Origin of the sequence: Shewanella sp. 38A_GOM-205m (assembly GCF_000518445.1) — a bacterium.
GTDB classification, from domain to species: domain Bacteria; phylum Pseudomonadota; class Gammaproteobacteria; order Enterobacterales; family Shewanellaceae; genus Shewanella; species Shewanella algae.
The window spans coordinates 17,804-44,297 of the sequence record NZ_KI912438.1 but is presented as its reverse complement, the minus strand read 5'-3'; the positions used below and the strand labels follow the sequence as shown (position 1 = coordinate 44,297).

Below are 26,494 nucleotides of genomic sequence, written 5' to 3'. Positions count from 1 at the left end.
TCATCACTCCTTATGCCGCGTGCTTACCAATCTTTGGTTTGCAACACAGCCAGAATATCTTTATGCACTTCGGCCATGCTCTGACTGGCGTCGATAACCGCTATGCTGTCGTCCTGTTGTGCCAGGCTCAGATAGGTGGCACGGGTGCGTTCAAAGAAGGCCAGTCCCTGCTGCTCGATTCGATCCAGCTCACCACGGTTGGCGGCGCGGGTTAGCCCAAGGCTTGGCTCTATGTCGAGATAAAGGGTCAAGTCTGGTTTAAAATCCCCAAGGGTGGCGGCGCTGACCGCGCTGACCAAGGGCATCAACCCCCGACCACCGCCCTGATAAGCCAGGGACGACAGGTTGTGTCTGTCGCCGAGCACCCAACTGCCCTCGGCCAGCGCCGGCTTGATCACTCGGGCCACCAGTTGCGCCCTGGCGGCATACAGCAGCAGGCATTCAGATTCATCACACAGAGGGTCGCTTGCATCTGCCACCTTCACCAAGTCGCGGATCTTCTCCGCCAACGGGGTGCCACCCGGCTCACGGGTACAGACAGGTGCCTTGCCGGTATGTTTTTCGATAAAGTCTCGTACCAATGCGATGGCACTGGACTTACCGGCGCCTTCCAGGCCCTCAATAACGATAAATTTTGCAGTGGCTTTTTGTGGCATTATCTCTTTCTCTGATACTGGTTCACGGCGCGGTTATGTTCGGCCAGTGTACGGGAAAATACATGACTGCCGTCATTGCGGGAAACGAAGTAGAGGTACTCCACGGCTTCCGGGTGTGCGGCCGCCAGCAAGGCTTCCCGCCCGGGCGCGGCAATAGGTGTCGGCGGCAGTCCAAAAATACGGTAGGTGTTAAATGGCGTTTCTTCGTGCAGATCTTTACGGGTGATATTGCCATCAAAGCGCTCACCCATGCCGTAAATGACTGTGGGATCTGTCTGCAAGCGCATGCGTTTTTTCAAGCGATTGACAAATACCGCCGCTATCTTGCCGCGCTCCTCTGCCAGGCCGGTTTCCTTTTCTATGATGGAGGCCAGGATCAAGAGTTCATAGGGACTCTTGAGCGGAATGCTCTGATCCCGCTGCTGCCAGATACTCTCCAGTTGTTGCTGCATCTTGATAAAGCTTTGGGTCAACAGGGTATTGAGCTCAGTGCCGGCACGATACTGATAGGTATCCGGGAAAAACTTGCCTTCAGGCAAGCCGCTGCTATCCCCTTGGGCTTCGAGCACATCGATAAACGGCTTGTCGCTGACCTTGAGATGCGCCAAGGTCTGCAGATACGCTTGCCACTCGCGAATAGTCTTGCCCTCTACCAGCGTCAGGGTGAATGTCTTCTCCTCACCGGCCACCAGCCGCTCCAGCAAAGACACAGGTGTATCGCCGGGTTCAATCTGGTAGAGACCGCTGCGAATAGCAGTCATCTGCGGGTAAAGCTTACCCCAGAGCTTCCAGTGCCAGTCAAACTCCAACAGCTGCTGATTTTGCAGCTCTTGCCCCAACTGGTAAAAGGAGGTGCCTCGTTTCAGCAGCAGCTCTCTGGGTTCGTCCAGTTTCAGCTCGGTGGCCGCAAAGCGGTTGAGTTCGTTGTAACCCCAAAAGCCGACGCCCAGCGCCAGAGTCATCAGGGTAAACACAAAGGCCAGGGCCGCAACTAAGCATTTTTTCATAATTGGATAGCAAGTGCCTTGCGAAGAGGTGTGCTGCCGGGCCAGAGTTCAAAGCTGCGCTGATCCACAGCAATAACATCGACCAAACCCAACAGGCTGTTACTGATAAAGAGGTGCCGCGCCCGTTGCAGCATCTCTGTGTTGATAGGGCACAGCTGTACATCAATGCCCTGATCGAGCAAGGCCACGATCAACTGCTGTCGCATCACTCCGGAGACACCGCAGTAATTCATGGCCGGTGAATACGCCGTCAGTTTACCTTGTTCATTGGGCAGCAGCAGAAACAGATTGGCCATTGAGGATTCGAGCAGTAAATCGTCGCAATCCAGTACCAGCCAATCATCAAAGCCTTCAGGCAATGGCTGCGCCTTGATAAGCACCTGTTCCAGACGGTTGAGATGTTTAATACCGGCAAGCCTAGGCTGTTTGCCAAGCCTGATGGACGAGGTCTTGAGGGCAATCCCTTTTTGCTGCCAATCTGGGTAATGCGCCGGCAATGGCGCCAGGCTGATGACTTCGGTGACTAAAGCGCCTACCTGCGGCGTATAACCACGGCCGCCCTCCCCCCGGGTGAGCTGCAACTTAAGGCAGCAGTGGGGATTGGCGACGGCGATGCGCTTGAGGCTTGAGCGCAAGGCATCCGATGCTTGCCAGACAAAACCCAAGCGCAGCGCCCCCTGAGTCAAGCGGGCAAGATGTTCAGTCAGAAAGGCTATTTGCCCCCTGGCATCCACCGCCATGGTCGCAAACAGGCCATCACCATAGGTAAAGCCCCGATCGCGAACGCAAACGCTATCCTGCTCTTTGCCCTGAACCCAGACGCCTGTCATGCGCAATCCAGGGTTCAGTCCTGGCTGATCCGACTGGCGACCGCGTCCTGCTGATCGCGATACTTGGCGTTCTTGCGGGTGTTGTAAGGTCTGGCCACAGGGCGGGCCAGGCGCTCAAAGTTCAGTGCCCCTATGGTCATCATGGGACGAAGTGCCAGCGGTAATTTACCGCTGTTGTAAAACTCGAGCACGATTCGCCCCTGCCAGCCCGGATCGATACGATGCGCGGTCACGTGCACCATCAAGCCCAGACGCGCCAGTGATGAGCGGCCATCGAGCCAGCCGACTATGTCGGAAGGCAGATGAACACTCTCATAGGTCACCGCCAATGCCAGCTCGCCCGGATGCAGAAAGAAGGCTTCGCCATCGGCAATATCTATCTGCTCGCTCATCACTCTATCCAGTGCGGCCTGCACTTCGGCCTTGGGGCCACTGAGATCTATATAAGGCGCAGTGTGATCCTTGAACACCCGAAACTGGTGACCCAGACGCACATCAACACTCACGCCACTGATGGCCTCTATGCCGGGACGGGGATCTATGACTATGCTGCCCTCGTCCAGACATTGTTCAATTTCGATATCAGTTAATCGCATCTCGCCTTCTAGCTCCCTGGATAATTGTGGTTATTTCGCCAGCAAATGCTGGATTCTGGCCTTGAGAATATCGGTGGCAATCCGGTTCTTGCCGCCCCTTGGCACTATGATGTCGGCATACTGCTTTGAGGGTTCGATAAACTGCAGAAACATGGGTCTTACCGTTTTCTGATACTGGCTGATAACAGACTCCATGGTGCGGCCACGCTCGGCCACATCACGGGTCAGACGCCGCAGCAGACAGATATCCAGCGGCGTGTCCATAAACACGCTGGCATCCATCAGTTCACGCAGCTTAGGGTCGGTCAGCAGCAAAATACCTTCGAGAATAATGACCTTTTTAGGGGTCATCTTCAAGGTATCACTGGTGCGGGTATGCTCGGCGTAGCTATAGCAGGGAATATCCACTGCTTGCCCCTGCTTGAGCGCTACCAGGTGAGTACCGAGCAGTTCATGGTCCAACGCCTTGGGATGGTCATAGTTGGTCTTGACCCTCTCGTCCATGGACATATGGCTCTGATCCCGATAGTAGGCATCTTCGTTGATAACCCCTATCTGATCTGTCCCTAAGTCTCGGCATAGCTCTTCAAATATGGTCTTGGCGATCAAACTTTTACCTGACGCCGAAGCCCCTGCTATCCCGATAACGACACACTGTGGCGAATTCATGCTGCTAAAACCTTACTCATCATCTGCTATTGCGATTGAAATACTGCTGTGATTCTTTTGTTTTGCCAGTTGGGCACCCACACGGCGGGCGATATCCCGGTAAATGGCGGCGACTTCACCCTCAGGCGCGGCCACCACAGTCGGCTCACCGTTATCCATATCCTCACGGATATTGATATGCAGAGGTAAGGCGCCCAGCAAAGGCACTTGATAACGCTCGGCTATCTTGTTGCCGCCGTGAGTACCGAAAGGATGCTCTTTATGGCCACAGGCAGGACAGAGATGGAAGCTCATGTTCTCCACAATTCCGACCACAGGGATATTTACCTTCTGGAACATGGTGATGCCTTTCTTGGCATCGGCCAGGGCGATATCCTGAGGCGTTGTGACTATCACGGCGCCGCTGACCGGCACTTTTTGTGACAGGGTCAGTTGGATATCCCCCGTGCCCGGAGGCATATCAATCATCAGGTAATCCAGCTCAGGCCACTGGGTTTCGTTGAGCAGTTGCGCCAGAGCGCCGGCGGCCATGGGGCCACGCCATACCGCGGCCTGATCATCGGTCAGCATGAAACCTATGCTCTGGGCGCTGATACCGTGAGCCGTGGCGGCTGTCATATGCACACCATCAGGGGAAACGGGTCTGAATGTCGGGATCCCCAGCATCAGAGGAATGGAAGGGCCATAGATATCGGCATCCAGAATACCCACCCGGGCGCCTTCGGCCGCCAGGGCCAAGGCCAGGTTAACCGCTGTGGTTGACTTGCCCACGCCGCCCTTGCCGGAAGCAACGGCAATCACCTGCTTCACATTGGGAATAGGCGCAATATTGCCTAGCGCCGAGTAACTGAAAGGCTCAAAGCCAATCTCACACTCCACCTCGTCGATGGCATCGAGCTTGGACAATTCATTGGTCAGCGCGATCACTGTGTCGCGATATTGGGTCTGACAAGGATATGGATACAAGATGGTCAGCAGCAGCCTTTTACCATCCAAATCCAACTTACGAATACAACCGGCATCGACTAAACCCTGGGCCAGGTATGGATCCTGAAACGCATTGAGAATGGCAAGAACCGGACCGAGCAGATCGTCACTGAGACGATAGTCCTGAGAAGCAGAAGACAAAACGCAATCCCCTTTTGATAAATTTGGCCAAGTGTATCAGATAATGCCGTAAATATTAGAGTAGAATTAACACACTCATGTCAGGTTTTGATGAAAAAGCCAGATTAATCGGTTAGTATCTATGCCATTCTTTCAGGGCCTAGATTTAACAGAGAAAAGATGGCAACTACACAACGTAAAATCCTTGTTACCAGCGCGCTTCCATATGCCAACGGTCCCATTCACCTGGGCCACATGCTCGAGTACATACAGACAGATATCTGGTCCCGCTTCCAAAAACTTCGTGGCCATGAGTGTCATTATATCTGTGCCGATGATGCCCACGGTACACCTATCATGCTCAAGGCTCAGCAGATGGGGATCCAACCCGAAGAGATGATCGCCAAGGTCAATCAAGAGCATCAGCAGGATTTTGCCGAGTTCAATATTGCCTTTGACAATTATCACAGCACCCACAGCGAAGAGAACCGCCAGCTGGCCAGTGAGATCTACCTCAAACTGCGCGACAACGGTTATATCAAGAGCAAGACTATTTCCCAGCTGTTCGATCCGGAAAAGTCCATGTTCCTACCGGACAGATTCGTCAAGGGCACCTGCCCCAAGTGTAAGTCTGAAGACCAATACGGCGACAACTGTGACGCCTGTGGCGCCACCTACAGCCCAACCGAGCTGATCAATCCGCGCTCGGCAGTCTCAGGTGCCACACCTGTCATGAAAGAGACAGAGCACTTCTTCTTCGATCTGCCCGCCTTTGAAACCATGCTCAAAGAGTGGACCCATTCAGGTTCACTGCAGAGTGAAATGGCCAACAAACTGGATGAATGGTTCGAGCAAGGCCTGCAGCAGTGGGATATCACCCGTGATGCGCCCTACTTTGGCTTTGAAATCCCCGATGCGCCGGGCAAATACTTCTATGTTTGGCTCGATGCACCTGTGGGCTACATGGGTTCATTCAAGAACCTCTGCGACAAGCGCCCGGAGCTGAACTTTGACGAGTTCTGGAATGTCGACTCAAAGGCCGAGGTGTATCACTTCATCGGCAAAGACATTGTCTATTTCCACAGCCTATTTTGGCCAGCCATGCTCAAAGGCGCCGGCTACCGTCAGCCAAGCAGTGTCTATGCCCACGGCTATGTCACTGTCAACGGCGCCAAGATGTCCAAGTCCAAGGGCACCTTTATCAAGGCCCGTACTTACCTGGATCATCTGGATCCCGAGTATCTACGCTACTACTACGCCGCCAAGCTCTCCAGCCGCATTGACGATCTGGACCTGAACCTGGAAGACTTTGCCGCCAGAGTCAACTCAGATCTGGTCGGTAAGCTGGTTAACCTGGCGAGCCGTACCGCCGGCTTTATCGTCAAGCGTTTTGACGCCAAACTGGCTAAAGTAGAAGACAACTGCCTGGCCGAGTCCTTCCTGGCCAAACAGGAACTGATCGCCGAGCTGTATGAAGGCCGCGAATACGGCAAGGCGATGCGTGAAATCATGGCGCTGGCCGATGTCGCCAACGCTTACGTTGCCGATGAAGCTCCTTGGCAGTTGGTGAAAAACGAAGAAACCTTGGCCCGCGCCCATCAGGTATGCTCGGTGGCGCTGAATTTGTTCCGTATTCTGGTGACTTATCTCAAGCCGGTACTGCCACGCCTGGCCGCCGATGTTGAGGCCTTCCTCAAGCTGGAGCTCAGCTGGAGCGGCTTGGCACTGGATATGGCCGGTCACCAAATCAACCCGTTCAAGCCTATGATGCAACGCATCGAGCTCGATAAGGTGAATGCCATGGTGGAAGCCTCCAAGGAAAGCCTCAAGGCAACCGAGGATACGCCCAAGGCCCGCGGCCCATTGGCGGATGACCCTATCAGCCCAACCATAGAGTTTGACGACTTTGCCAAGCTGGATCTGCGGATTGCACTTATCAAGAAGGCCGAACATGTCCCTGAAGCCAACAAGCTGCTGAAGTTACAGCTGGATCTCGGTGGCGAAACCCGTCAGGTATTTGCCGGTATCAAGTCGGCTTATGCGCCGGAAGATCTCGAAGGCAAACTGACAGTAATGGTGGCCAACCTGGCTCCTCGCAAGATGCGCTTTGGCCTGTCTGAAGGCATGGTGCTGGCCGCAGGCCCGGGTGGCAAGGATCTCTGGGTTCTCGAGCCCCATGAAGGTGCTCAACCCGGCATGAGAGTCAAATAAGACTCTTGTAGCATCTATCCCATATCAAAAAGGCCGCAATCGCGGCCTTTTCCTATTCCCTTGATAGTTATACCGGATTGGGAATATCAATGAACTCGTGCTCCAGCTCAAACTCCCGTGCCAGATGCTCCCCCAGCGCCTTGATGCCAAACCGCTCGGTGGCATGGTGACCGGCGCCGAAATAATGGATCCCCTGCTCGACCGCGCTGTGAAAGGTACGCTCTGAGGCTTCACCGCTGATAAAGGCATCTACCCCCAAGGCCGCTGCGGCATCGATATAATCCTGGGCGCCGCCCGTACACCAGGCCAGTTTTTGTATGCTTCTTTCACCGCCATCCAGATGCAGAGGCGCCTGCCCCAAACGCTGCTCAAGCAAGGCACTCAAGTCTTTGGCTGTCATGGGTGAGTCAAGCACTCCTTGCCAAAGCAAACCCTGGGCGACGGTTTCTACCGCCTCCGGCTCAATGACCCCAAGCACCCGGCCCAATTCGGCGTTATTGCCAAGCATCGGATGGGCATCAAGCGGCAAGTGATAGCCGAACAGGTTAATGTCGTTAAGCAGCAAGCTCTTGATCCTGCGCTGTTTCATTCCGGTCAACACTTCGGGCTCATTCTTCCAGAAGAAACCATGGTGCACCAATAGGGCATCGGCTCCGGCTTCAACAGCCCGGTCAATCAATGCCTGACAAGCGGTTACACCTGTGACTATTTTGCGAATTTCGGCCTTGCCCTCGACCTGCAGACCGTTGGGGGCATAATCACGAAACTTGTCCAGTTGTAAAAACTCGCCCAGATATTGTCTGAGTTCCTCTCTTTTCATAGGGTTCCCTGTCGATTCAGTTGCAGATATATGGCGCCATTCTAGCACAGCGAGCCCAAGGATTGAGGTCACAACATTTAAGCCTAATTGCCGGTTTCAGCGCCCAAAGCGGCCAAAAGCTGCGCCCTTGGGCACAAGTTTGCTGCTTTTTGGCCGGCAAATTGGACATTTCCGGCCTTTGACTTATAAAATTATCGCAAACCTTCAAGTAACTCTAAAAATAAACAGGTTATGATTATGGCAAAACTGACCAAAGAAGAAGTTATCAGCACACTGCAGCAAGCTCTCAGTGAACAACAGGGCAAAGCAGTGACCATTGAACAAAATGGCAGCTGGTACAAAATCGATGGCGGTAAATCACTTCGTTTCGCTGAACTGGAACAGATGTTGGCAGATAGCACCAAACCGGCCAAGGCTGAAGCCAAGCAGGAAAAACCCAAGGCGGCCAAGCCTGCAGCAAAGCCAGCCTCAAAGGCAAAACCCAAACAGGTTGCGCCTGCCAAAGCCGGTAGCCAGGGGGGCAAGACCCCCAAAGAGCTGTGGCGTGAAAAACTGGCAGCCGGTAATCACAAACTGCCTCGCGGTTTTTAATTACTCCATCCAAAACAAAGGCGCCGAGAGGCGCCTTTGTTTTATCTATTATTGGTTCAAAGCTTACATAGTCAATTCACATAGTCAAATCACATCGCCAGGTCGACCCGGACGCTGCCCTGCAGATAAACCACCCGCACTTCATCGCCTACCTTGAAGGTCATGCCGGGATCTTCATCCTGTATGATCATCACCTGGGTTTCATCTTCCTGACGTATCATCAACTCCACCAACTTGAGTTCACGATAGTAACTGCTGTCACCATATTGATGACCAATGCCGGCGCCGAGCAGAGCACCCAGTACAGTCGCCACATCCTGACCACTACCGCCACCGAACTGATGACCAATCACGCCACCGAGCAAGGCACCACCGAAGGTTTTCCAGCCGCGATTTCTGTCTTCCATCAGCTGTTTCTCGGTGATTTTTCGTACCGACTCCACCTGACCGTAGAGCACTTTTTCAACCGGCTGAGCCTGGTTTCTGTCATAACCGGCATAGAGGGTATGAGTTCCCGCTGCGAGGGACAATGAGAGCAGCAGCATTGCATTCAGTATCAGTTTCCACATAGCTGTTTTTCCGCTAACTTATAAGAAGGCCCTGAGCAGAATCATACGCAATTGTGAACCTACTGTCTTTCTTAAATCATGAGTTGGATCCTTTCCCGTCGCCTGAGCTGGCGTTGACGGATCCCAACGGCCTATTGGCCATTGGCGGCGACCTGCATCCCAGGCGGTTACTCAACGCCTATTACGAGGGCATTTTCCCCTGGTTCAATACCCATGACCCCATTCTCTGGTGGTCTCCGGATCCCCGCGCCGTCTTTGTTCCTGGCAGCATCAATATCTCCCGTAGTCTACGCAAGTATTTGAAAAAACAGGATTGGACTTTCAGCATCGACCGAGCCTTTGCCGATGTGATGGCCGGTTGCGCCATGCCGCGAAAAGATCAGCCCGGCACCTGGATAACCGGAGAGATACGTCTGGCCTACCAGGAGCTGCACCACCTGGGTCATGCCCACTCCTTCGAGGTCTGGGACAATGGTCGCCTGATAGGTGGCCTGTATGGCCTGGCCGTGGGTCAGGTGTTCTGTGGCGAGTCCATGTTCCACCGTAAAACCAACGCCTCCAAGGCGGCCTTTATCGCCCTGCACCAATATGCACTCAAGCAGGGTTTCAGGCTTATCGATGCCCAGGTGATGAATCCGCACCTTGAGAGCCTCGGAGCCAAAAGTTTAAAGCGTAAAGATTTTCTCGCACTCTTGAAACAATTCAGGGACGGTAGTCTTGCCAGGGATTGCTGGCAAACCGACGAGGTCAAACTTGAACTCTGATAACCATGCCATTGCCATAGGCCTCAGCCAACCCTTTGCCTGCAGCTACCTGAGCGGACAACAGGAGCAGTTATTGGTGATCCAGGAAGATGAGCTGGACTTGTCACTGTTTGAGCGCCTGTTGGCACTGGGGTTTCGCCGCAGTGGCAGCGCCATCTACAAGCCCCGTTGCCCCCACTGCAACGCTTGTCAGCCCATCCGAGTTCCCCTGGATGAATTTCGCCTGTCCAAAAGACAAAAACGCACCCTGGCCAAAAACCGTGACCTGCACTTTCGAATAGTTACCGAGGAAACCCCGGCTCACTATCCCCTCTATGAGCGTTATATCTGTGCCCGCCACAGTGACGGCCCCATGTATCCTCCTAGCGAAGAGCAGTACCGTCATTTTCTCGCCTGTGAGTGGCTCAGCCCGGTGTTTATCGAACTTTGGCATGGTCAGCGACTGGTTGCCGTGGCGGTGACAGATCTCCTGTCCCAGAGCCTGTCAGCCATCTACAGCTACTTCGACCCGGACTACAGCGACCGCTCCCTCGGGATCTTGCTGGTACTGCTGCAATGCCGCCTGGGCAAATTGATGTCGAAATCGTTTCTCTATTTGGGATATCAAATAGATAACCACGACAAAATGGGTTACAAGCGACTCTACCGCCCCTATGAGATCCTCGGCGTTCAGGGCTGGCAGAAAAGCGACAATCACTGAGGCCTCCCCTTTACAGCCGCTGTAATTTGCGGCATGATACGGCGGTTTTTTACATTCGAGGCTAACGGGATAACTGATTAATGGCGAAAGAAGACAACATTGAGATGCAAGGGACTATCCTTGAAACCTTGCCAAATACAATGTTTCGGGTTGAACTGGAAAATGGTCACGTTGTGACTGCTCACATTTCCGGTAAAATGCGTAAAAACTACATCCGAATCCTGACCGGTGACAAGGTCACTGTGCAGCTGACTCCATACGACTTGAGCAAAGGCCGCATCGTCTTCCGCTCACGCTAAGATCCCAGTTATTTCTCAAAAGCCGGCTGTGCCGGTTTTTTTGCTGGTGAGCCCATGGGGGCGACCCACTGCGCAGCAGGCGCACCTGGCCTGCCGTTGTCTATCCAGGCATCAATGTGTCGGATAAGGGTCAGGATTCAGAATAAAAATGGCTGCCAGTGGCAGCCATTTTTTTTGTTTCGACTTAGCTTCTCAGGAGATCTTCTCCGGCGCTTCCGTGTTGATTTCCAGTTCGCCATCTTTAACATCCACATGGGCGATGCCACCGGACTCGAGTTTACCAAACAGGATTTCATCGGCCAGCGGTCGTTTCAGCAGATCCTTGACCACTCTGGCCATAGGTCTGGCCCCCATGGTCTTGTCGTAACCCTTCTCGGCCAGCAAGGTTCTGGCTTCATCACTGACTTCCAGCGTCACCCCTTTCTGATCCAACTGTGCCTGCAGCTCTACCAGGAACTTGTCCACCACCTTGGCGATAATGGTCATATCCAGATGGTTGAACCAGATAATGGAGTCGAGTCGGTTGCGAAACTCGGGCGAGAACACCTTATTGATCTCCGACATCGCATCCTGGCTGTGATCCTGCTGTTTGAAGCCAATGGACTTACGCACAGTTTCCTGCACCCCGGCATTGGTGGTCATCACCAGGGTCACGTTGCGGAAATCCGCCTTGCGGCCGTTGTTATCGGTCAAAGTACCGTGATCCATTACCTGCAGCAGCAGGTTATAGATATCCGGATGCGCCTTTTCGATTTCATCGAGCAACACCACACAGTGAGGCGTCTTGATCACGGCATCGGTCAGCAAACCACCCTGATCGTAGCCGACATAACCCGGAGGCGCGCCAATCAAACGCGACACAGTATGGCTTTCCATATATTCGGACATATCGAAGCGGATAAGCTTGAGCCCGAGGCAAGCCGCCAACTGGTTGGTCACCTCTGTCTTACCCACCCCGGTTGGGCCGGCAAACAGGAAGCTCCCCACAGGTTTGTTTTCATTGCCAAGACCACTGCGTGCCAGCCGAATCGCCGCGCTAAGACTCTCTATCGCCTTGTCCTGACCGAACACCACCATCTTCAGGTTGCGTTCCAGGTTTTTCAGCAAGTCCTTCTCGGAAGAAGTCACTGTTTTTTCAGGGATCCTGGCCATCTTGGCGATGATGGTTTCAATCTCGCTCTGACCCACGGTTTTCTTGCGTTTGCTCTGTGGCATCATAGCCATCCGCGCCCCCGCTTCGTCGATCACATCGATAGCCTTGTCCGGCAGATGTCTGTCGTTGATATGCTTATCCGACAGGCTGGCAGCGCTGGCCAAGGCCGCCAGGGTATAACGCACCCCATGATGTTCTTCGTAACGGCTCTTGAGCCCCTGAAGTATCTTGGTGGTTTCGGCCACCGAAGGCTCGTGAATGTCCACCTTCTGGAAGCGCCGCGCCAGTGCCCTGTCCTTCTCAAAAATACTTTGATACTCCTGAAAAGTAGTGGACCCCATACAGCGCAGATTACCGCTGGAGAGCAAGGGCTTGAGCAGGTTGGATGCATCCATCACCCCACCGGATGCCGCGCCGGCACCGATAATGGTGTGGATTTCATCGATGAACAGAATCGCATTCTGATCCGCTGTTAACTCCTTGAGCAGGCTCTTGAAGCGTTTCTCGAAGTCGCCGCGATACTTGGTGCCGGCCAACAGCGCGCCGAGATCCAGAGAGTAGACGGTCGCTTCGCTTATCACCTCAGGCACAGACTCATTGACTATCCGATAGGCCAAACCTTCGGCGATGGCAGTCTTTCCGACGCCGGCCTCGCCCACCAGCAGCGGGTTATTCTTGCGGCGACGGCAAAGAATTTGAATCGAGCGTTCAATTTCGTTATCGCGGCCGATAAGCGGATCTATCTTGCCCTGCTTGGCCATCTCATTGAGATTACTGGCAAACTGAGCCAGCATGCTGCGCTCTTCTGTGGCTTCGGATTGATCTTCCAGGCTTTCCTGCGATCCCGGAGCATCGGCCTCATCGTTCTTGGCAAAGCCGTGAGAAATATAATTCACCACATCCAGGCGGGTAATATCGTAACGGCGCAGCAGATAAACCGCCTGGGACTCCTGCTCACTGAAAATGGCCACCAGCACGTTGGCACCGGTCACCTCATTGCGGCCTGACGACTGCACATGAAACACTGCCCGTTGCAGCACCCGCTGGAAACCCAGTGTCGGCTGAGTCTCACGTTCATCATCGGGATCGCTGATAATGGGTGTGGTCTGGGTAATAAAGTTGGCGACCTCCTCTTTGAGTCGGTCGATATTGGCGCCACAGGCGAGCAAGGCATCCCTTGCGGCGGGGTTATCGGTCAGCGCCAGCAGTAGGTGCTCAACCGTCATATATTCGTGACGGGCATCTCTGGCTTGTTGGAATGCCAGGTTCAAGGTCACTTCAAGATCTTTGTTCAGCATACGCACCCCCTAAAAAACTACAGAGACAGGCTGGTTAAGCTTCCTCTAACGAACACAGTAACGGATGTTGGTTTTGTCTTGCAAACTGATTCACCTGAACCACTTTGGTTTCGGCTATCCCGAACGGGTAAACGCCGCAAACCGCTTTTCCCTGATGATGTATGGTCAACATAATGTCTGTGGCTTCCTGTTCATTCTTGCGAAAGAACAGCTGCAGTACCTCCACAACAAAGTCCATTGGGGTATAGTCATCGTTGTTCAGAATCACTTTATACATTGGAGGTGGTTGCAATTCCTGCTCAATCCCTTCCTCCACACGTTCTATCTGTCCAGTCTTACCCATGATTCAATATTAGCCTCTCAACTTGGCTTCTACCAACACTATGCCCGGCCATGTCTCAAAGTACCGCTTGGCTGGCCCTGGGCAGTATTGCCCTTTGTCACACTATACTCTGGCGCGGCGGCGCTTGTCTAAGGCGTTTCCAACTCATGCTTATTTTTCAATCGGTTAAAACATATACGCCGAGAATAAGCCTAAGATGTTCCAGGTAGGCATTACCGATAAAGTGCCACCATGGCAAAACCGTATACGCACAGCAACAAATACAATGTTGTTTTTTTGTTAATTTAAGCTTGACATCCAGCAACACTGCTTACATTCTGTTATCTGAGCGCCTGCTAAAGCGCTCAAAAGTTTTACTATCTTACTGGGAAGCAGACAATAGAAGGAAGTGGAAGTATGGCAAGCGGAACTGTTAAATGGTTCAACAACGCCAAAGGATTCGGGTTTATCTGCCCTGATGAAGGTGGTGAGGATGTTTTTGCGCACTATTCAACCATTGAAATGGAAGGCTACAGAACTCTAAAAGCAGGCCAACCTGTTGAATTTCAAGTTGAGAAGGGCCCAAAAGGTATGCATGCCTCGGCTATCTCTCCAGTTAAATAACCGGGTGAACAGAGATGAAAAAAGGCGGGGTTATCCCCGCCTTTTTAATGCCTGTTTGGCAATTGAATGAGGGAGAGCTCCCTCATTCAGCTTTCAGTATCAAGCGCTCAGAAGACGATTCAGGCTGGCACTTGGGCGCATAGCCTGCTCGGCTTTAACAGGGTCCAGCTTATAGTAGCCACCCAGTTCAACGGCACCACCCTGGGCACCATTGAGTTCTGCCACTATCTGCTCTTCGGCAGCCACCAGGCCTTCGGCCAGAGGTGCAAAATAAGCTTTCAGCTCGGCATCCTTGTCCTGCTTGGCCAGCGCGCTGGCCCAGTACTGTGCCAGGAAGTAGTGACTGCCGCGGTTATCCAGCTGCCCCACCTTACGGGATGGTGACTTGTTGTTATCCAGGAACAGCCCTATCGCCTGATCCAGGCAATCAGCCATCACCTGTGCCTTGGCATTGGCTGTCGTCTGGCTTAGGTGCTCGAGTGAGGCTCCCAACGCCAGGAACTCGCCCAGAGAATCCCAACGCAGGTGGTTTTCCTCTTCAAACTGCTGTACATGTTTGGGCGCACTGCCACCGGCACCCGTTTCGAACAGACCGCCACCGTTCATCAGCGGGACGATTGACAGCATCTTGGCACTGGTACCCAACTCAAGGATAGGGAACAAGTCGGTAAGGTAGTCACGCAGCACGTTGCCTGTTACCGAAATAGTGTCCTTACCGGCTTTAATACGCTCAAGGGAGAAACGGGCCGCCTTTTCAGGTGACATGATGTGCAACTCAAGCCCATCGGTATCGTGCTCAGGCAGGTAGGCCTTCACTTTGGCGATCACCTGGGCATCGTGGGCACGGTTTTCATCCAGCCAGAATACCGCCGGGGTGTTGGTCAGTCTTGCGCGGCGTACGGCCAGCTTGACCCAGTCACGGATAGGTGCGTCTTTAACCTGGCACATGCGCCAGATATCACCGGCTTCAACGGCGTGGGACATAAGCAGATTGCCGTCCTTGTCCAGTACTTTAACCGTACCGGACGCAGGGATTTCAAAGGTCTTGTCATGGCTGCCGTACTCTTCGGCCTTCTGTGCCATCAGACCCACGTTTGGCACGCTGCCCATGGTTGCAGGGTCGAAGGCGCCATGTTCCTTACAGAAACTGATGGTTTCCTGGTAAACACCGGCATAGCAACGATCCGGGATCAACGCCTTGGTATCTTTCAGCTGGCCATCCGGGCCCCACATCTGGCCGCTGGAGCGGATAGCAGCAGGCATGGAAGCATCGATAATCACATCACTTGGCACGTGAAGGTTGGTGATGCCCTTGTCTGAGTTCACCATCGCCAGCTCAGGGCGGCTCTGGTAGACGGCGGCGATATCGGCTTCAATGGCCGCTTTCTGCTCGGCCGGCAACTTGGCTATCTTGGCATAGACGTCACCCAGACCATTGTTGACGTCCACACCCAGCTCACGCAAAGTTTCACCGTGTTTGGCGAATACATCTTTGTAGAACACCTTCACCGCATGGCCGAACATAATAGGATCGGACACTTTCATCATGGTGGCTTTCAGGTGCAGTGACAGCAGTACATCTTCCTTGCGGGCGGCTTCAATTTCGCGCTCGAAGAAGGCGGTCAGTTCACGCTTGCTCATCACGGCCGCATCTATGATTTCACCGGCCAGCAACTTAAGCCCTTGCTTGAGCACCAGTTGGCCGCCATCATCTTGCTCCAGCACTATGCTGACAGTATCGACCTCTTTGAGGGTAACGGACTGTTCGCTGCCGTAGAAATCCCCTTGTTGCATATGGGCCACATGAGATTTGGAGTCCTTGCTCCAGGCCCCCATTGAATGCGGGTGCTTACGGGCATAGTTCTTGACCGAAGTCGGGGCGCGGCGATCTGAGTTCCCTTCACGCAGCACAGGGTTTACCGCACTGCCTTTGATCTTGTCATAACGGGCCTTGACTTCCCGTTCTTCATCGGTTTTGGCTTCGGCCGGATAATCAGGCAGATCATAGCCCTTGGACTGCAGCTCTTTGATACAAGCCTGCAGCTGAGGAATGGACGCACTAATATTGGGCAGTTTGATAATATTGGCTTCGGGCTGGGTTGCCAGCTCACCAAGCTCAGCCAGATGATCACCGATGCGCTGCGCTTCGGTCAGACGCTCGGGGAAGGCGGCAATCACACGGCCGGAGAGAGAAATATCACGGGTTTCGACATTGATGCCGGCTGCCTGAGTAAAGGTTTTGATGATAGGCAGTAGAGACAAGGTCGCCAGTGCCGGCGCTTCATCTGTCTGCGTATAGATGATAGTGGGGGTTTTATCAGTCATTTTCAGTCCTACGCTTTTTATAAAAATGAGTTGTTATAAGTGTTGTTATTCTTTAATTTCCTTGCCTCTTTCGCCCTGGATACCGCTACCGTCGGTAATCTATGTCTATCTTGTTATGGGCGTAAAAATTGGTTGTAGATCACAATTTGGCGAACATCATAGAGCATTCCGGCCAAGATTCAAATTCCACTATAGGCGAGTGACAGGTACACTTTGCCAAAAGTCACAACCCCGTGTCGCCGCCAAACCGGACATAGGTGTTACACTCAGGCATATCTCTGACAAATAGTCAGAGCACGCGGCTCAAGCAGCCAGGATATCTCAATGAATTCGCCAACCTCCCAACCAAGACGTAAACCCAAACGCCAGTCCAGTCACCCCAAGGGCCCTGACGGTAAAGAGTTTGGCCGAGAGAAGAGTCAGCGCTCCACCAAACCAAGCCCCAACAGCAAGAGTCCCAGTTGCAAGAGTCCCAGTAACAAAAGTTCCAATAACAAGAGACTGGGTCTGAATAAAAAGCGCCCTGGTCCTCAAAAACCCCGGCCAAAGGTACCACCACTCTCGGTTGCAGAAACCCAGGTGGTGCTGCTCAACAAACCCTTCGATGTGTTATGCCAGTTTACCGATGAAGGCGGACGACGCACGCTCAAAGATCTGCTGCCCATCGCCGGTGTTTATGCCGCAGGCCGCCTGGACAGAGACAGCGAGGGTCTGTTACTGCTCACCAATAACGGTCAACTGCAGGCCAAGCTGACCCAGCCCAACAAGCACACCTTCAAGACCTACTGGGTACAGGTAGAAGGCGATGTCGATGACACCGCGATTCAAGCCTTGCGTGAGGGAATTGAGCTGAAAGATGGCCCCACCCTGCCTGCAAAAGTCCGGCGACTGCAACAACCCGAATCTTTGTGGCCACGTAATCCACCCATTCGTGAGCGGCGCAATATTCCCACCACTTGGCTGGAGATCTGTATCCGCGAAGGGCGCAATCGTCAGGTACGAAGGATGACAGCCCATGTCGGGTTTCCCACTTTAAGATTGATACGTTATGCCATAGGCAATCTCAGCCTGGATACCGAGCAAGGGCAATGCCTGCAGCCCGGTGAATATCGTACTCTTTCTGAGGCGGCGATTAAGGAGCTTCTCCATGACTGAACGTTATCGCCCCAATGTAACAGTGGCCTGCATTATTGAGGCCGAGAAGCGTTTTCTGCTGGTCGAGGAATTGATAGACGGCCAACAGAAATTCAACCAACCGGCCGGTCACCTGGAAGCAAATGAAAGCCTTATCGACGCCTGTCGCCGCGAGGTGCTCGAAGAAACCGGCCTGACTGTCACCCCTGAAGCCCTGGTGCGGATAGATCAGTTCAGTGCTTCCAAGGAGCTGGTCTTTTTACGTTTCACCTTCTGTGCTCGCCTGGCCAAGTGCCAGAGTGCCAAGCCGTTGGACGTCGCCATCAAGGCCGCCCATTGGTTGAGCATGGATGAAATCACGGCCTTGGGATCCAAGCTTCGCAGCCCCTTGGTCAGCGCCACACTGGAGAGCTATTTGCAGGGACAACGGCTGCCGTTATCTTTGCTCAATAGCGCGCTGTTGTGATTAGCTCTGGGCACCAAGGCGTGATAGAATACGCCCCCGCAGAAACTGAGCGCCTTAATGGCTGTTTGTCCACCCCCGCGTCGCGCCAATAACGGCCTGCCACAACCGGGCACAAGCAGCAGTTCTCTTTTCGGGCGTTCATGAATGAATTCAACGGTTTTAGGATCTATGACAGCTAACACTCCCAATGCATCAGGAAAAAAAGTCATTGTCGGCATGTCCGGCGGTGTCGACTCATCTGTTTCAGCCTATCTGCTGCTCCAGCAGGGCTATCAGGTAGAAGGCCTGTTCATGAAGAACTGGGAAGAAGATGACACCGACGAATATTGCTCTGCCGCCGAAGATTTAAAAGATGCCCAGGCTGTCTGTGACAAGCTGGGGATCAAGTTGCACACGGTCAACTTTGCCGCCGAATACTGGGACAATGTGTTCGAGTATTTTCTGGCCGAGTACAAGGCGGGACGCACGCCTAACCCGGACATCATGTGCAACAAGGAGATCAAGTTCAAAGCCTTCCTTGAGTTTGCCGATGACATTCTCGATGCCGACTATATCGCCATGGGCCACTATGTGCGCCGCCGTGATACCGACGGAAAAACCCAGCTGCTTCGCGGCATAGATGGCAACAAGGATCAGAGCTACTTCCTCTACACCTTGAGTCACCAACAGGTGGCACGTAGCCTGTTCCCTGTGGGTGAACTGGAAAAACCCGAAGTTCGCCGCATCGCCGAAGAGCAAGGGCTGGTCACCTTCAACAAGAAAGACAGCACCGGCATCTGTTTTATCGGTGAACGCAAATTTACTGAATTCCTTGGCACTTATCTGCCCGCGCAACCGGGCAAAATCGAGAGTGTCGACGGTGAAGTGATAGGCGAGCATCAGGGGCTGATGTACCACACTCTGGGCCAGCGCAAGGGCCTTGGAATTGGCGGCATGAAAAACAGCAACGACAATCCTTGGTATGTGGTCGACAAAGATCTGAAACGTAATGTATTGGTTGTCGCCCAAGGCGGCCAGCACCCAAGACTCATGTCGGTTGGCCTCACAGCCAGGCAATTGCATTGGGTCGACAGGCAGGGCCCGGCCGATGGCGCAAAAATCACGGTCAAGACCCGTTATCGCCAGCAGGATATCCCCTGCACTGTTTATGTCCAGGGTGACGATGAGCTGAGAGTGATCTTCGACGAACCGGTGGCGGCAGTCACGCCAGGGCAGTCGGCAGTATTCTACGACGGTGAAGTCTGCCTGGGTGGCGGCATCATAGAAACCCTGATTAGGGAGTAATCATTGAGCGAGCAATTGCATGACCGCACCATGGCATTTGCCGGCATATTGCAGGCTATCGCCCAGGTGCAATACATAGCCCGCCACGGGGAAAGCGATCCGCAGCAGTTGGCTGCGGCACTCGATGGCATTATGGTGACAGATCCAGAGAATATCGATGAGATCTATCCCGACAAAGTCGTGCTGGCCAACGGCTACAAGTGGATTATCAACCAACTGGGTGACAGCGCCCAGAAAGATGTGGAAATCACCCGCTATCTGGTTGGCATTCTGGCGCTGGAGCGTAAACTGAGCCGCAACCAGGCGGCTCTGGGGATGCTGTCTGAGCGCATCAATCAGGTGCATCGCCAACTGAGCCACTTTGCCATAACCGACGAGCAGGTTATCGCCAACCTGGCCAGTATCTACAGCGATATCATCAGTAATTTGGGGCCCAAGATCCAGATTTCGGGCAACCCCAACATACTGCAGCGGCCACTGGTCCAACATAAAATACGCGCCTTGTTGCTGGCAGCAATGCGCAGTGCCGTACTCTGGCGTCAACTCGGCGGCAAACGCAGACATCTGGTGTTTGCCCGCAAGGCGATCGTCGATACAGCTAAAAAAAGCCTCACCCTATAATAAAGCCAAGTTCATCAAGGAGCTTATAATGGATCTTTCCGCACTGACTGCTATCTCACCGGTAGACGGGCGTTATGGTAGTAAAACCGCCGAACTTCGGGGGATATTCAGCGAGTACGGTCTTACCAAGTATCGTGTTCAGGTCGAAATCAACTGGCTGAAACTGCTTTCCAGCTGCCCTGAAATCGAAGAAGTCCCCCCCTTCAGTGAAGAAGCTCTGGCATTGCTGGACAATATTCGCGATAACTTCAGCGAAGCCGATGCCCTGAGAGTCAAAACCATCGAAGCCACCACCAACCATGACGTTAAGGCGGTGGAATACTTCATCAAGGAAAAAATCGCCGACAATGCCGAGCTGGCCGCCATAGGCGAGTTCGTGCACTTTGCATGCACCAGTGAAGACATCAACAACCTGTCCCACGGCCTGATGCTGACCGAAGCCCGTGAACAGGTACTGCTGCCATACTGCCAGAAGCTGGTCGATGCCGTTAAAGAGCTGGCCAGACGTTACAAGACTGTGCCTCTGATGTCCCGTACTCATGGCCAACCCGCCTCGCCTTCGACTCTGGGTAAAGAGATGGCCAACGTGGCCGTACGTCTCGAACGCCAACTCAAACAAATTGAAGCGGTTGAGATCATGGGTAAGATCAACGGCGCCGTGGGTAACTACAACGCCCACCTGTCCGCCTACCCAGAAGTTAACTGGCATGAGCTGTCACAGCGCTTTGTCACCAGCCTCGGCCTGAACTGGAACCCCTACACCACTCAGATTGAACCGCACGACTATATTGCCGAGCTGTTCGATGCCGTGGCTCGTTTCAATACCGTGCTGATTGATTTTGACCGTGATATCTGGGGTTATATCGCCCTGGGTCACTTCAAGCAGAAGACAGTGGCCGGTGAAATCGGCTCATCCACCATGCCGCACAAGGTTAACCCTATCGACTTTGAAAACTCGGAAGGTAACCTGGGCATAGCCAACGCCCTGATGCAGCATCTGGCCAGTAAACTGCCGGTTTCCCGCTGGCAGCGCGATCTGACCGACTCCACAGTACTGCGTAACCTGGGTGTGGGTATCGCCCACTCGCTGATCGCCTACCAGGCCACACTCAAGGGTGTCAGTAAGTTGGAAGTCAACGAGGCGCACCTGCGCGATGAACTGGATCACAACTGGGAAGTGCTGGCCGAGCCGGTACAGACAGTCATGCGCCGCTATGGCATCGAAAAGCCTTACGAGAAGCTCAAGGAGCTGACCCGTGGCAAGCGTATCGATGGTCAGCAGTTGGCAGCCTTTATCGACGGTCTGGAGCTGCCTGAGAACGTGAAACACGAACTCAAGCAACTGACGCCGGCCAACTACATAGGCCGCGCCGAAGCCTTTGTCGATGATTTGAACTGATAGCCTCTTGGCTGTCACGGGCGGTACTGGTTTCCAGTACCGCCTTTTTTCTCCCCGGGGTTTATGCCGTTGCAAGCGGGATAACTGACTGGCCATTGAAACAGTTTATGGATTGGATAACAGATGACGAACACTTACCAGCTGACTCTAGACAGAGATGCCTTTGTTAAAGAGGTATGGCAGCAACAACCCAAGGTGATCAGACAAGCCTTCAAGGACTTTGTCGATCCTATCGCCGCCGATGAGCTGGCGGGCCTCGCCTGTGAAGAGGAGATCTCCTCACGGGTAGTACTCACCAAGGGGCAGGACTGGGAAGTGATCTCAGGCCCGTTTGAAGACTATGACAAGTTCGGTGAAGAAAACTGGCAACTGCTGGTACAGGCCGTCAACCACTGGTATCCGGACTCACAGGGTCTGGTGGAAGCCTTCCGTTTCCTGCCGGACTGGCGCTTTGATGACCTAATGGTGTCCTTTGCCACGCCGGGTGGTGGTGTCGGCCCCCATATCGACAACTATGATGTCTTTATCATTCAAGGCGAGGGGCGCAGGCGCTGGACAGTGGGTGCCAAGGGTCAATACGCCAAGCGTGGCAACAATCCCAATACCCCTTTGATTGAAGACTTTGAGCCCATCATAGATACAGTGCTGGAGCCCGGCGACATGCTGTATATTCCGCCCGGTTTCCCCCACAGGGGCGAAACCCTGACCCTGGCACTGTCCTACTCAATAGGCTTCCGGGCACCGAGTCAGCAAGAACTTATCAGCGAAATGGCCGACTTTATGCTTGATCAGGATCTCGGCCACAAACGCTTCACTTCGAGTGAAGAAGCCGGGCAACCTGCGCTGATCGCCAAGAGCCAGCAACAGGGGATGATGGCGCTGCTGAAAGAGCTGACTGAGAACCCTGACTATTATCAGGGCGTGCTGGGCAAATTGTTGAGTCAGAACCGCTTTGAGCTGGATATTTGCCAGGGTGAGCCTATGAGTACCGAGGAGCTCAGAGAAGCCGCGGCCGAAGGCGCTGTATTCAAGCGCATAGGTGGGCTTAAAATTCTCATGCTGGAAGACGATCCCAACTGCCGACTGTTTATCAATGGTGAAGCTTTTGAATTGCCGCAAGGCAGTGAAAAGCAGGCGCTGCTTATTGCCAATCACACCAGCATCAGCGGCGAAGATCTTGAGTCACTGCTTCAGGATGATGCCGTGGCATTGCTGCTGTGCGAACTTTTGGAAAAGGGTTATTGCTATCTCAGTGACGAGGAATGAGCCGACTCCCCTGCTGCTAAGGCCGAGGTTTGAACTTTAGGCCTGAGGTTTGAACCCTTATTCAAACTCTCACTTGGCTTGGCAAGACACAGCACAGACACTAAAAAAGCAGCCTACGGCTGCTTTTTTGTTTGCTCTAGGGTTATCAGCCCCAGAGTTTATCGTCTTCCTGGATCTTGTATAGGCTCTCGGCTCTGGAGACCAGCAACTGGGCGAATTTGGCCTGGGTAGGGTCTTTGGTCGCCCCAGATTGCACCAGGTTCTCGGCCTTGAGCTGCCAGGTCAGCGAAAAGTGACGCAAGGCTTCGCGAGCAGTGGCTGCTACGCTGACATCAACATAGTCAGAAGGCAAGTCACCGGACATCACCCAATAGGTCTTGTGGCTGGGCTGTTTGGATTCGATTTTCCACATGGCTACATAAGGCGCCAGATAACGGCTTTCCGCCGGTACCACTTTGCTGGGGATCACCCCTTTCTCGGCAAGAAATTTATTGGCTTTCTGGAACTGTTCACGCACCCAAGCCTGGCGCAAGGCTTCCTGCTGTTCGGCGTTAGGCGATGTACTTGTCTGTTCAGTCATAAACTTTCCTTTCTTCTTGTTTGTTTTTATTGTGTTTTTATATTCTGTATCTGTTCAACTAAGCCTCTGGCCGGCTTTTTCAGTACCACTCCATAATGAGACGACTATGGGTGGCTGACTTCAGTTTTCAACCAGCTTTACGTTAACGTAAGGTGGAAAGCAAAATTGCCAGATAGATCACAAATATTCTGCTCATCAGCTTTGTTGAGAGTATCGCTAAATGCTATGGTTCTGCAATAAATATAACAAGCGGTAGGCGGCCGCTAAGCGCCGCCCCAATATGCACAGCGGAGAACAGACGTGGCTGTATTTAATCATGTATCATTCGACGAACATGAACAGGTAGTATTCTGTCATGACAAGGAAAGTGGCCTGCGTGCCATCATCGCCATCCACAACACCAACCTGGGCCCTGCCGTAGGCGGTTGCCGTATGTGGAACTACCAATCAGATGATGAAGCTCTCACTGATGTGTTGCGCCTCTCCCGCGGTATGACTTACAAGAACGCGCTGGCCGGTCTGGCCATGGGTGGCGGTAAGTCGGTGATCATAGCCGATCCCAAGACAGAGAATCGTGAACAACTGTTCCGCGCCTTTGGCCGTTTTGTTCACAGCCTGGGCGGACGCTACTACTCGGCCGAAGATGTGGGGACCACCCCTGCCGACATCATGATTGCCCATGATGAAACCCCTTATGTGCTTGGTCTGGAAGGAATGAGCGGCGATCCCTCTCCTTTTACCGCCATGGGAACTTACCTGGGTATCAAGGCTGCCGTTAAACACAAACTGGACAAAGATAGCCTCAAGGGCCTCAAGATAGCCGTTCAGGGCGTAGGCCATGTGGGCTATTATCTGTGCAAGCATCTGCATGAAGAAGGCGCAGAGCTGTTTGTAACCGATATCCATCAAGCATCACTGGACAAGGTCGCCACCGACTTTGGCGCCGTGGTGGTTGCCCCTCAGGACATCTATGCTCTGGACGTCGATGTCTATGCCCCTTGCGCCCTGGGCGCCACACTTAACGACACCACACTGCCACAGCTGAAAGCGAGCATAGTCGCAGGCTGCGCCAACAACCAGTTGGCCGAGCCCCGCCATGGTGAGCAGCTCAAGCAGATGGGCATCCTCTATGCCCCAGACTATGTGATCAACGCCGGTGGTATCATCAACGTGTCTTTCGAAAAAGACTATGATGCCGCCAAGTCTACCGCCAAGGTTGAAGAGATCTACAACACCCTGTTGTCCATATTCAAGCAGGCCGATGAGCAAAACCGTACCACGGCTGAAGTAGCAGATGAGATGGCCCGCGCCATCATCAATGGTACCCAAGCCTAAGCTCACTCATATTCCATAAAGGGGCCTTCGGGCCCTTTTTTATTCCTGAAAAAATTTTCCTCCTGTCGGCAAATAGATAAGCACCAGAAACAGAAAATTCATTTTTACGGACTGGCAAGCGTCATCTGTCTCTGCTTGACTTAGCATTCGTCATCTCGAATGTCAGGGAGTCAATGATGCTCAGATTCGGCTATGAAGTGGAGCAGCAAAAGGTTGAATTACAGGCCAGCAACTGGAATGGATTTGAGCGTTTGTTTGTCGACGGTAAAGTGGTATCCAGCAAATTCAACCTGGGGCTGCACAGCGAGCACAGCTTCAAGTTGCGTAACGGTGTACGTTGCCGAATGCAACTCCTGGTTGACCCCACCACAGAGCTGACTATCTGTCGCATCTACAAGTGTAACCGCCTGCTGGCGAGCCTCAAACAGGGGAAACAGCAGTCAAGCAGCTCACATCTGCAACACTGGTTGCTACTGGGGGGATTGGTGTGCGTGCTATTGGTTTATCTTTGATTTACCGAGCACACATTCAACCATAGGGTTAACGCTTGTCAGTATGATTGATCTTGTTGAGCAGCATGAGCAGCTGCCCTCTTTCCGGCTCATCCAAGGCTGCCATAAACTTCTCGTTGACCCGCTCGGCCTCGCGAATTAAGTCCTGCTCCATCGCCTTGGCCTGATCGGTCAGGAAAATTTGAAACGCACGCCGGTTGTCTTCTTCCTGATGGCGATAGATTAAGCCTTGTACCTGCAGTTGATCCAGCAGGCGTGTCATGGTGTAGTTGGCCACATCACAGCGACGTGACAACTCGGTTTGGCTGATCCCTTCCTCTTGCCAGAGCGCAAACAACACAGGCCAGAGTTTAATATCCAGCTGATAACGCTTCAGGCGGCTATCCAGTTCATGTTGCAATTCCACGTTCAGATGGGATACCAGATAACCGAGACTCTCTTTGCGGTTCAAGCAACACCTCCTGTACTTCAGGGCTTGTCTGTTCGCTATCGGCAGGGCTTCGCCCCATGCAGCAAAATCGCTTATTCTGCTTCATTGGTGCCGGGCCATTTCCACTGCCGAGTTTAACTATACCACTGCGCCAAATGATTGACCTACTCAGGGGCATGAAAGCAGCGCAAGGTATGGCATCTCCAGCGGAATAAATCTGCATTGACCGCCCTATACGCAGCTTTTTGACTTGCCTTTTGGGGCATATCTACCAGTCCAGTATCCGCTTTAAACTTGAGTGGCGGCCCTGATTCTGAGTCAATCAAACTTCTATACGAATGGTATTAATACTACCACCTGCTGAATATTTCACTAACACAAGAAAGGAGAATAATGGGGCATTTACAGTCAGGCTACTGTAAATAAAGGTTTTATATCTGCCTGAATGGCAAAGCGATTCCGTTGACTTTTAACTCAGTAAATAGGTTTCGGCAAAGCGATAGAAACAGGCACGCCCAAGCCTGGCCTTGAGACCTCGAGGCAAGCTTACCAATAGCCCGGATTCGGCGCTCTCAAAGACATTGAGCCCCTGCACCTCGAACTCATTACCCTGGGAGCAAACCAGGGCAAAACGGCTGCTCTCGGCCTCGATATCCAGCTGCTTGTAATCGACTATGATGAGCGGTGTGTCGGCCACCGCAACCTTCAAACGCTCTGCCGGGGTGATCAACAGGTGTTCTCCCTCGATGCAGTGCAAAATACTACTGAAGAGCCTGGCAAACTTGGCCGGCAGCGGTGAGTTGAGATAATACCAATCGCCTTTAACGTCTATCTCAAACAGGGCTTGCTGCTGACATAAGTCCGGCCTTGCCCCCAGCCCTTTCAGGGCCTCACTCACCTTGTCTGCCGACTGTTTCATCCTGGCT

28 protein-coding genes are annotated in these 26,494 nt (G+C 53.2%); 14 read left to right on the top strand and 14 right to left on the bottom strand.

The features are described from left to right. Positions 1 to 23: 23 nt before the first annotated feature. Genes tmk through apbC form a run of 6 tightly spaced genes read right to left on the bottom strand, consistent with a single transcriptional unit; the run spans position 24 to position 4,886 of the window. Complete coding sequence (tmk, locus tag N512_RS0119960; protein ID WP_028781443.1) at positions 24 to 656, bottom strand: dTMP kinase; 633 nt, start codon at positions 654 to 656, stop codon at positions 24 to 26. After that, positions 656 to 1,663, bottom strand: a complete 1,008-nt coding sequence (gene mltG, locus N512_RS0119955) for an endolytic transglycosylase MltG (protein ID WP_028781442.1) — start codon at positions 1,661 to 1,663, stop codon at positions 656 to 658. Before mltG ends, tmk begins: the two co-directional genes overlap by 1 nt. Further along, on the bottom strand, positions 1,660 to 2,493 hold the full coding sequence (gene pabC, locus N512_RS0119950) for an aminodeoxychorismate lyase (RefSeq protein ID WP_028781441.1): 834 nt from the start codon (positions 2,491 to 2,493) through the stop codon (positions 1,660 to 1,662). The genes mltG and pabC overlap by 4 nt, the downstream gene beginning before the upstream one ends. A 14-nt stretch (positions 2,494 to 2,507) precedes the next feature. After that, positions 2,508 to 3,089, bottom strand: coding sequence for a dCTP deaminase (dcd, locus tag N512_RS0119945; protein ID WP_028781440.1), 582 nt, complete (start codon positions 3,087 to 3,089; stop codon positions 2,508 to 2,510). 30 nt (positions 3,090 to 3,119) lie between these two features. Then, positions 3,120 to 3,758, bottom strand: coding sequence for a uridine kinase (gene udk / locus N512_RS0119940; protein ID WP_025887708.1), 639 nt, complete (start codon positions 3,756 to 3,758; stop codon positions 3,120 to 3,122). 12 nt (positions 3,759 to 3,770) lie between these two features. Next, a complete protein-coding gene (apbC, locus tag N512_RS0119935) occupies positions 3,771 to 4,886 on the bottom strand; it encodes an iron-sulfur cluster carrier protein ApbC (RefSeq protein WP_028781439.1) in 1,116 nt (371 codons plus the stop codon). 159 nt (positions 4,887 to 5,045) lie between these two features. On the opposite strand from apbC, the gene metG reads away from it, so the two are divergent. Next, positions 5,046 to 7,076 carry a methionine--tRNA ligase gene (gene metG, locus N512_RS0119930; protein WP_028781438.1) on the top strand — a complete coding sequence of 677 codons (2,031 nt, stop codon included), beginning with the start codon at positions 5,046 to 5,048 and terminating at the stop codon, positions 7,074 to 7,076. Positions 7,077 to 7,143: 67 nt separating this feature from the next. On the opposite strand, the gene N512_RS0119925 is transcribed toward metG, so the two are convergent. Next, positions 7,144 to 7,896 carry a Nif3-like dinuclear metal center hexameric protein gene (locus tag N512_RS0119925; protein ID WP_028781437.1) on the bottom strand — a complete coding sequence of 251 codons (753 nt, stop codon included), beginning with the start codon at positions 7,894 to 7,896 and terminating at the stop codon, positions 7,144 to 7,146. Positions 7,897 to 8,133: 237 nt separating this feature from the next. On the opposite strand from N512_RS0119925, the gene N512_RS0119920 reads away from it, so the two are divergent. Next, on the top strand, positions 8,134 to 8,487 hold the full coding sequence (locus N512_RS0119920) for a hypothetical protein (RefSeq protein ID WP_025887704.1): 354 nt from the start codon (positions 8,134 to 8,136) through the stop codon (positions 8,485 to 8,487). 89 nt (positions 8,488 to 8,576) lie between these two features. Here N512_RS0119920 and N512_RS0119915 read toward each other — a convergent pair whose 3' ends face one another. Next, positions 8,577 to 9,056, bottom strand: a complete 480-nt coding sequence (locus tag N512_RS0119915; RefSeq protein WP_025887702.1) for a glycine zipper 2TM domain-containing protein — start codon at positions 9,054 to 9,056, stop codon at positions 8,577 to 8,579. A 53-nt stretch (positions 9,057 to 9,109) separates the two neighbouring features. Here N512_RS0119915 and aat point away from each other — a divergent pair, with 53 nt between their 5' ends. The 3 genes from aat (at position 9,110) to infA (ending at position 10,819) form a co-directional block, all read left to right on the top strand. After that, positions 9,110 to 9,820, top strand: a complete 711-nt coding sequence (aat, locus tag N512_RS0119910) for a leucyl/phenylalanyl-tRNA--protein transferase (RefSeq protein ID WP_025011174.1) — start codon at positions 9,110 to 9,112, stop codon at positions 9,818 to 9,820. Next, positions 9,810 to 10,520 (top strand): arginyltransferase, encoded by a 711-nt coding sequence (locus N512_RS0119905; protein WP_028781436.1) that lies wholly within the window; start codon positions 9,810 to 9,812, stop codon positions 10,518 to 10,520. Before aat ends, N512_RS0119905 begins: the two co-directional genes overlap by 11 nt. An 80-nt stretch (positions 10,521 to 10,600) precedes the next feature. Beyond that, positions 10,601 to 10,819 carry a translation initiation factor IF-1 gene (infA, locus tag N512_RS0119900; protein WP_005500725.1) on the top strand — a complete coding sequence of 73 codons (219 nt, stop codon included), beginning with the start codon at positions 10,601 to 10,603 and terminating at the stop codon, positions 10,817 to 10,819. A gap of 192 nt (positions 10,820 to 11,011) precedes the next feature. On the opposite strand, the gene clpA is transcribed toward infA, so the two are convergent. After that, positions 11,012 to 13,270, bottom strand: coding sequence for an ATP-dependent Clp protease ATP-binding subunit ClpA (clpA, locus tag N512_RS0119895; protein ID WP_028781435.1), 2,259 nt, complete (start codon positions 13,268 to 13,270; stop codon positions 11,012 to 11,014). Positions 13,271 to 13,304: 34 nt separating this feature from the next. After that, a complete protein-coding gene (clpS, locus tag N512_RS0119890; RefSeq protein WP_028781434.1) occupies positions 13,305 to 13,613 on the bottom strand; it encodes an ATP-dependent Clp protease adapter ClpS in 309 nt (102 codons plus the stop codon). A 396-nt stretch (positions 13,614 to 14,009) separates the two neighbouring features. Between clpS and cspD the strand changes: the two genes are divergently transcribed. After that, positions 14,010 to 14,216, top strand: coding sequence for a cold shock domain-containing protein CspD (cspD, locus tag N512_RS0119885; protein ID WP_025011178.1), 207 nt, complete (start codon positions 14,010 to 14,012; stop codon positions 14,214 to 14,216). A 99-nt stretch (positions 14,217 to 14,315) separates the two neighbouring features. Here the strand turns inward: cspD and N512_RS0119880 are convergent, their stop codons facing one another. After that, on the bottom strand, positions 14,316 to 16,541 hold the full coding sequence (locus N512_RS0119880; protein WP_028781433.1) for an NADP-dependent isocitrate dehydrogenase: 2,226 nt from the start codon (positions 16,539 to 16,541) through the stop codon (positions 14,316 to 14,318). 324 nt (positions 16,542 to 16,865) lie between these two features. On the opposite strand from N512_RS0119880, the gene N512_RS23495 reads away from it, so the two are divergent. From N512_RS23495 to N512_RS0119850, 6 genes are all read left to right on the top strand, one after another. Further along, positions 16,866 to 17,696, top strand: a complete 831-nt coding sequence (locus N512_RS23495; RefSeq protein WP_081737219.1) for a pseudouridine synthase — start codon at positions 16,866 to 16,868, stop codon at positions 17,694 to 17,696. After that, positions 17,689 to 18,141: an NUDIX hydrolase gene (locus N512_RS0119870; RefSeq protein ID WP_028781432.1), complete on the top strand. Its 453-nt coding sequence runs from the start codon at positions 17,689 to 17,691 to the stop codon at positions 18,139 to 18,141. The genes N512_RS23495 and N512_RS0119870 overlap by 8 nt, the downstream gene beginning before the upstream one ends. Positions 18,142 to 18,309: 168 nt before the next feature. Next, entirely contained in the window at positions 18,310 to 19,425 is a 1,116-nt protein-coding gene (mnmA, locus tag N512_RS0119865) for a tRNA 2-thiouridine(34) synthase MnmA (RefSeq protein ID WP_028781431.1), read from the top strand. A gap of 3 nt (positions 19,426 to 19,428) precedes the next feature. Further along, positions 19,429 to 20,046: a high frequency lysogenization protein HflD gene (hflD, locus tag N512_RS0119860; protein ID WP_028781430.1), complete on the top strand. Its 618-nt coding sequence runs from the start codon at positions 19,429 to 19,431 to the stop codon at positions 20,044 to 20,046. 28 nt (positions 20,047 to 20,074) lie between these two features. Further along, on the top strand, positions 20,075 to 21,445 hold the full coding sequence (gene purB / locus N512_RS0119855) for an adenylosuccinate lyase (RefSeq protein WP_025887690.1): 1,371 nt from the start codon (positions 20,075 to 20,077) through the stop codon (positions 21,443 to 21,445). Positions 21,446 to 21,568: 123 nt separating this feature from the next. After that, positions 21,569 to 22,711, top strand: coding sequence for a ribosomal protein uL16 3-hydroxylase (locus N512_RS0119850; RefSeq protein WP_028781429.1), 1,143 nt, complete (start codon positions 21,569 to 21,571; stop codon positions 22,709 to 22,711). A 145-nt stretch (positions 22,712 to 22,856) separates the two neighbouring features. On the opposite strand, the gene N512_RS0119845 is transcribed toward N512_RS0119850, so the two are convergent. Continuing rightward, positions 22,857 to 23,291, bottom strand: coding sequence for a DUF4826 family protein (locus N512_RS0119845; RefSeq protein ID WP_028781428.1), 435 nt, complete (start codon positions 23,289 to 23,291; stop codon positions 22,857 to 22,859). 300 nt (positions 23,292 to 23,591) lie between these two features. Here N512_RS0119845 and N512_RS0119840 point away from each other — a divergent pair, with 300 nt between their 5' ends. Further along, positions 23,592 to 24,626, top strand: coding sequence for a Glu/Leu/Phe/Val dehydrogenase dimerization domain-containing protein (locus N512_RS0119840; protein WP_028781427.1), 1,035 nt, complete (start codon positions 23,592 to 23,594; stop codon positions 24,624 to 24,626). Positions 24,627 to 24,799: 173 nt separating this feature from the next. Further along, on the top strand, positions 24,800 to 25,138 hold the full coding sequence (locus N512_RS0119835; protein WP_223828833.1) for a hypothetical protein: 339 nt from the start codon (positions 24,800 to 24,802) through the stop codon (positions 25,136 to 25,138). Positions 25,139 to 25,166: 28 nt separating this feature from the next. On the opposite strand, the gene N512_RS0119830 is transcribed toward N512_RS0119835, so the two are convergent. After that, entirely contained in the window at positions 25,167 to 25,589 is a 423-nt protein-coding gene (locus N512_RS0119830; RefSeq protein WP_025011184.1) for a MarR family winged helix-turn-helix transcriptional regulator, read from the bottom strand. A 448-nt stretch (positions 25,590 to 26,037) separates the two neighbouring features. Then, the gene (locus N512_RS0119825) at positions 26,038 to 26,487 is read right to left on the bottom strand and encodes a DUF1285 domain-containing protein (protein ID WP_028781426.1); all 450 of its coding nucleotides are present in this window, start codon (positions 26,485 to 26,487) and stop codon (positions 26,038 to 26,040) included. Positions 26,488 to 26,494: the final 7 nt, after the last annotated feature.

Bases quoted from the DNA above. Each gene is read 5' to 3' on its own strand.
- clpS (WP_028781434.1), bottom strand. From the start codon at position 13,613: ATGGGTAAGACTGGACAGATAGAACGTGTGGAGGAAGGGATTGAGCAG.
- N512_RS0119850 (WP_028781429.1), top strand. From the start codon at position 21,569: ATGACGAACACTTACCAGCTGACTCTAGACAGAGATGCCTTTGTTAAA.
- N512_RS23495 (WP_081737219.1), top strand. From the start codon at position 16,866: ATGAATTCGCCAACCTCCCAACCAAGACGTAAACCCAAACGCCAGTCC.
- cspD (WP_025011178.1), top strand. From the start codon at position 14,010: ATGGCAAGCGGAACTGTTAAATGGTTCAACAACGCCAAAGGATTCGGG.
- purB (WP_025887690.1), top strand. From the start codon at position 20,075: ATGGATCTTTCCGCACTGACTGCTATCTCACCGGTAGACGGGCGTTAT.
- N512_RS0119925 (WP_028781437.1), bottom strand. From the start codon at position 7,896: ATGAAAAGAGAGGAACTCAGACAATATCTGGGCGAGTTTTTACAACTG.
- udk (WP_025887708.1), bottom strand. From the start codon at position 3,758: ATGAATTCGCCACAGTGTGTCGTTATCGGGATAGCAGGGGCTTCGGCG.
- N512_RS0119825 (WP_028781426.1), bottom strand. From the start codon at position 26,487: ATGAAACAGTCGGCAGACAAGGTGAGTGAGGCCCTGAAAGGGCTGGGG.
- dcd (WP_028781440.1), bottom strand. From the start codon at position 3,089: ATGCGATTAACTGATATCGAAATTGAACAATGTCTGGACGAGGGCAGC.
- N512_RS0119870 (WP_028781432.1), top strand. From the start codon at position 17,689: ATGACTGAACGTTATCGCCCCAATGTAACAGTGGCCTGCATTATTGAG.
- pabC (WP_028781441.1), bottom strand. From the start codon at position 2,493: ATGACAGGCGTCTGGGTTCAGGGCAAAGAGCAGGATAGCGTTTGCGTT.
- N512_RS0119880 (WP_028781433.1), bottom strand. From the start codon at position 16,541: ATGACTGATAAAACCCCCACTATCATCTATACGCAGACAGATGAAGCG.
- N512_RS0119915 (WP_025887702.1), bottom strand. From the start codon at position 9,056: ATGTGGAAACTGATACTGAATGCAATGCTGCTGCTCTCATTGTCCCTC.
- metG (WP_028781438.1), top strand. From the start codon at position 5,046: ATGGCAACTACACAACGTAAAATCCTTGTTACCAGCGCGCTTCCATAT.
- mltG (WP_028781442.1), bottom strand. From the start codon at position 1,663: ATGAAAAAATGCTTAGTTGCGGCCCTGGCCTTTGTGTTTACCCTGATG.
- infA (WP_005500725.1), top strand. From the start codon at position 10,601: ATGGCGAAAGAAGACAACATTGAGATGCAAGGGACTATCCTTGAAACC.
- N512_RS0119920 (WP_025887704.1), top strand. From the start codon at position 8,134: ATGGCAAAACTGACCAAAGAAGAAGTTATCAGCACACTGCAGCAAGCT.
- mnmA (WP_028781431.1), top strand. From the start codon at position 18,310: ATGACAGCTAACACTCCCAATGCATCAGGAAAAAAAGTCATTGTCGGC.
- N512_RS0119835 (WP_223828833.1), top strand. From the start codon at position 24,800: ATGATGCTCAGATTCGGCTATGAAGTGGAGCAGCAAAAGGTTGAATTA.
- clpA (WP_028781435.1), bottom strand. From the start codon at position 13,270: ATGCTGAACAAAGATCTTGAAGTGACCTTGAACCTGGCATTCCAACAA.
- N512_RS0119845 (WP_028781428.1), bottom strand. From the start codon at position 23,291: ATGACTGAACAGACAAGTACATCGCCTAACGCCGAACAGCAGGAAGCC.
- tmk (WP_028781443.1), bottom strand. From the start codon at position 656: ATGCCACAAAAAGCCACTGCAAAATTTATCGTTATTGAGGGCCTGGAA.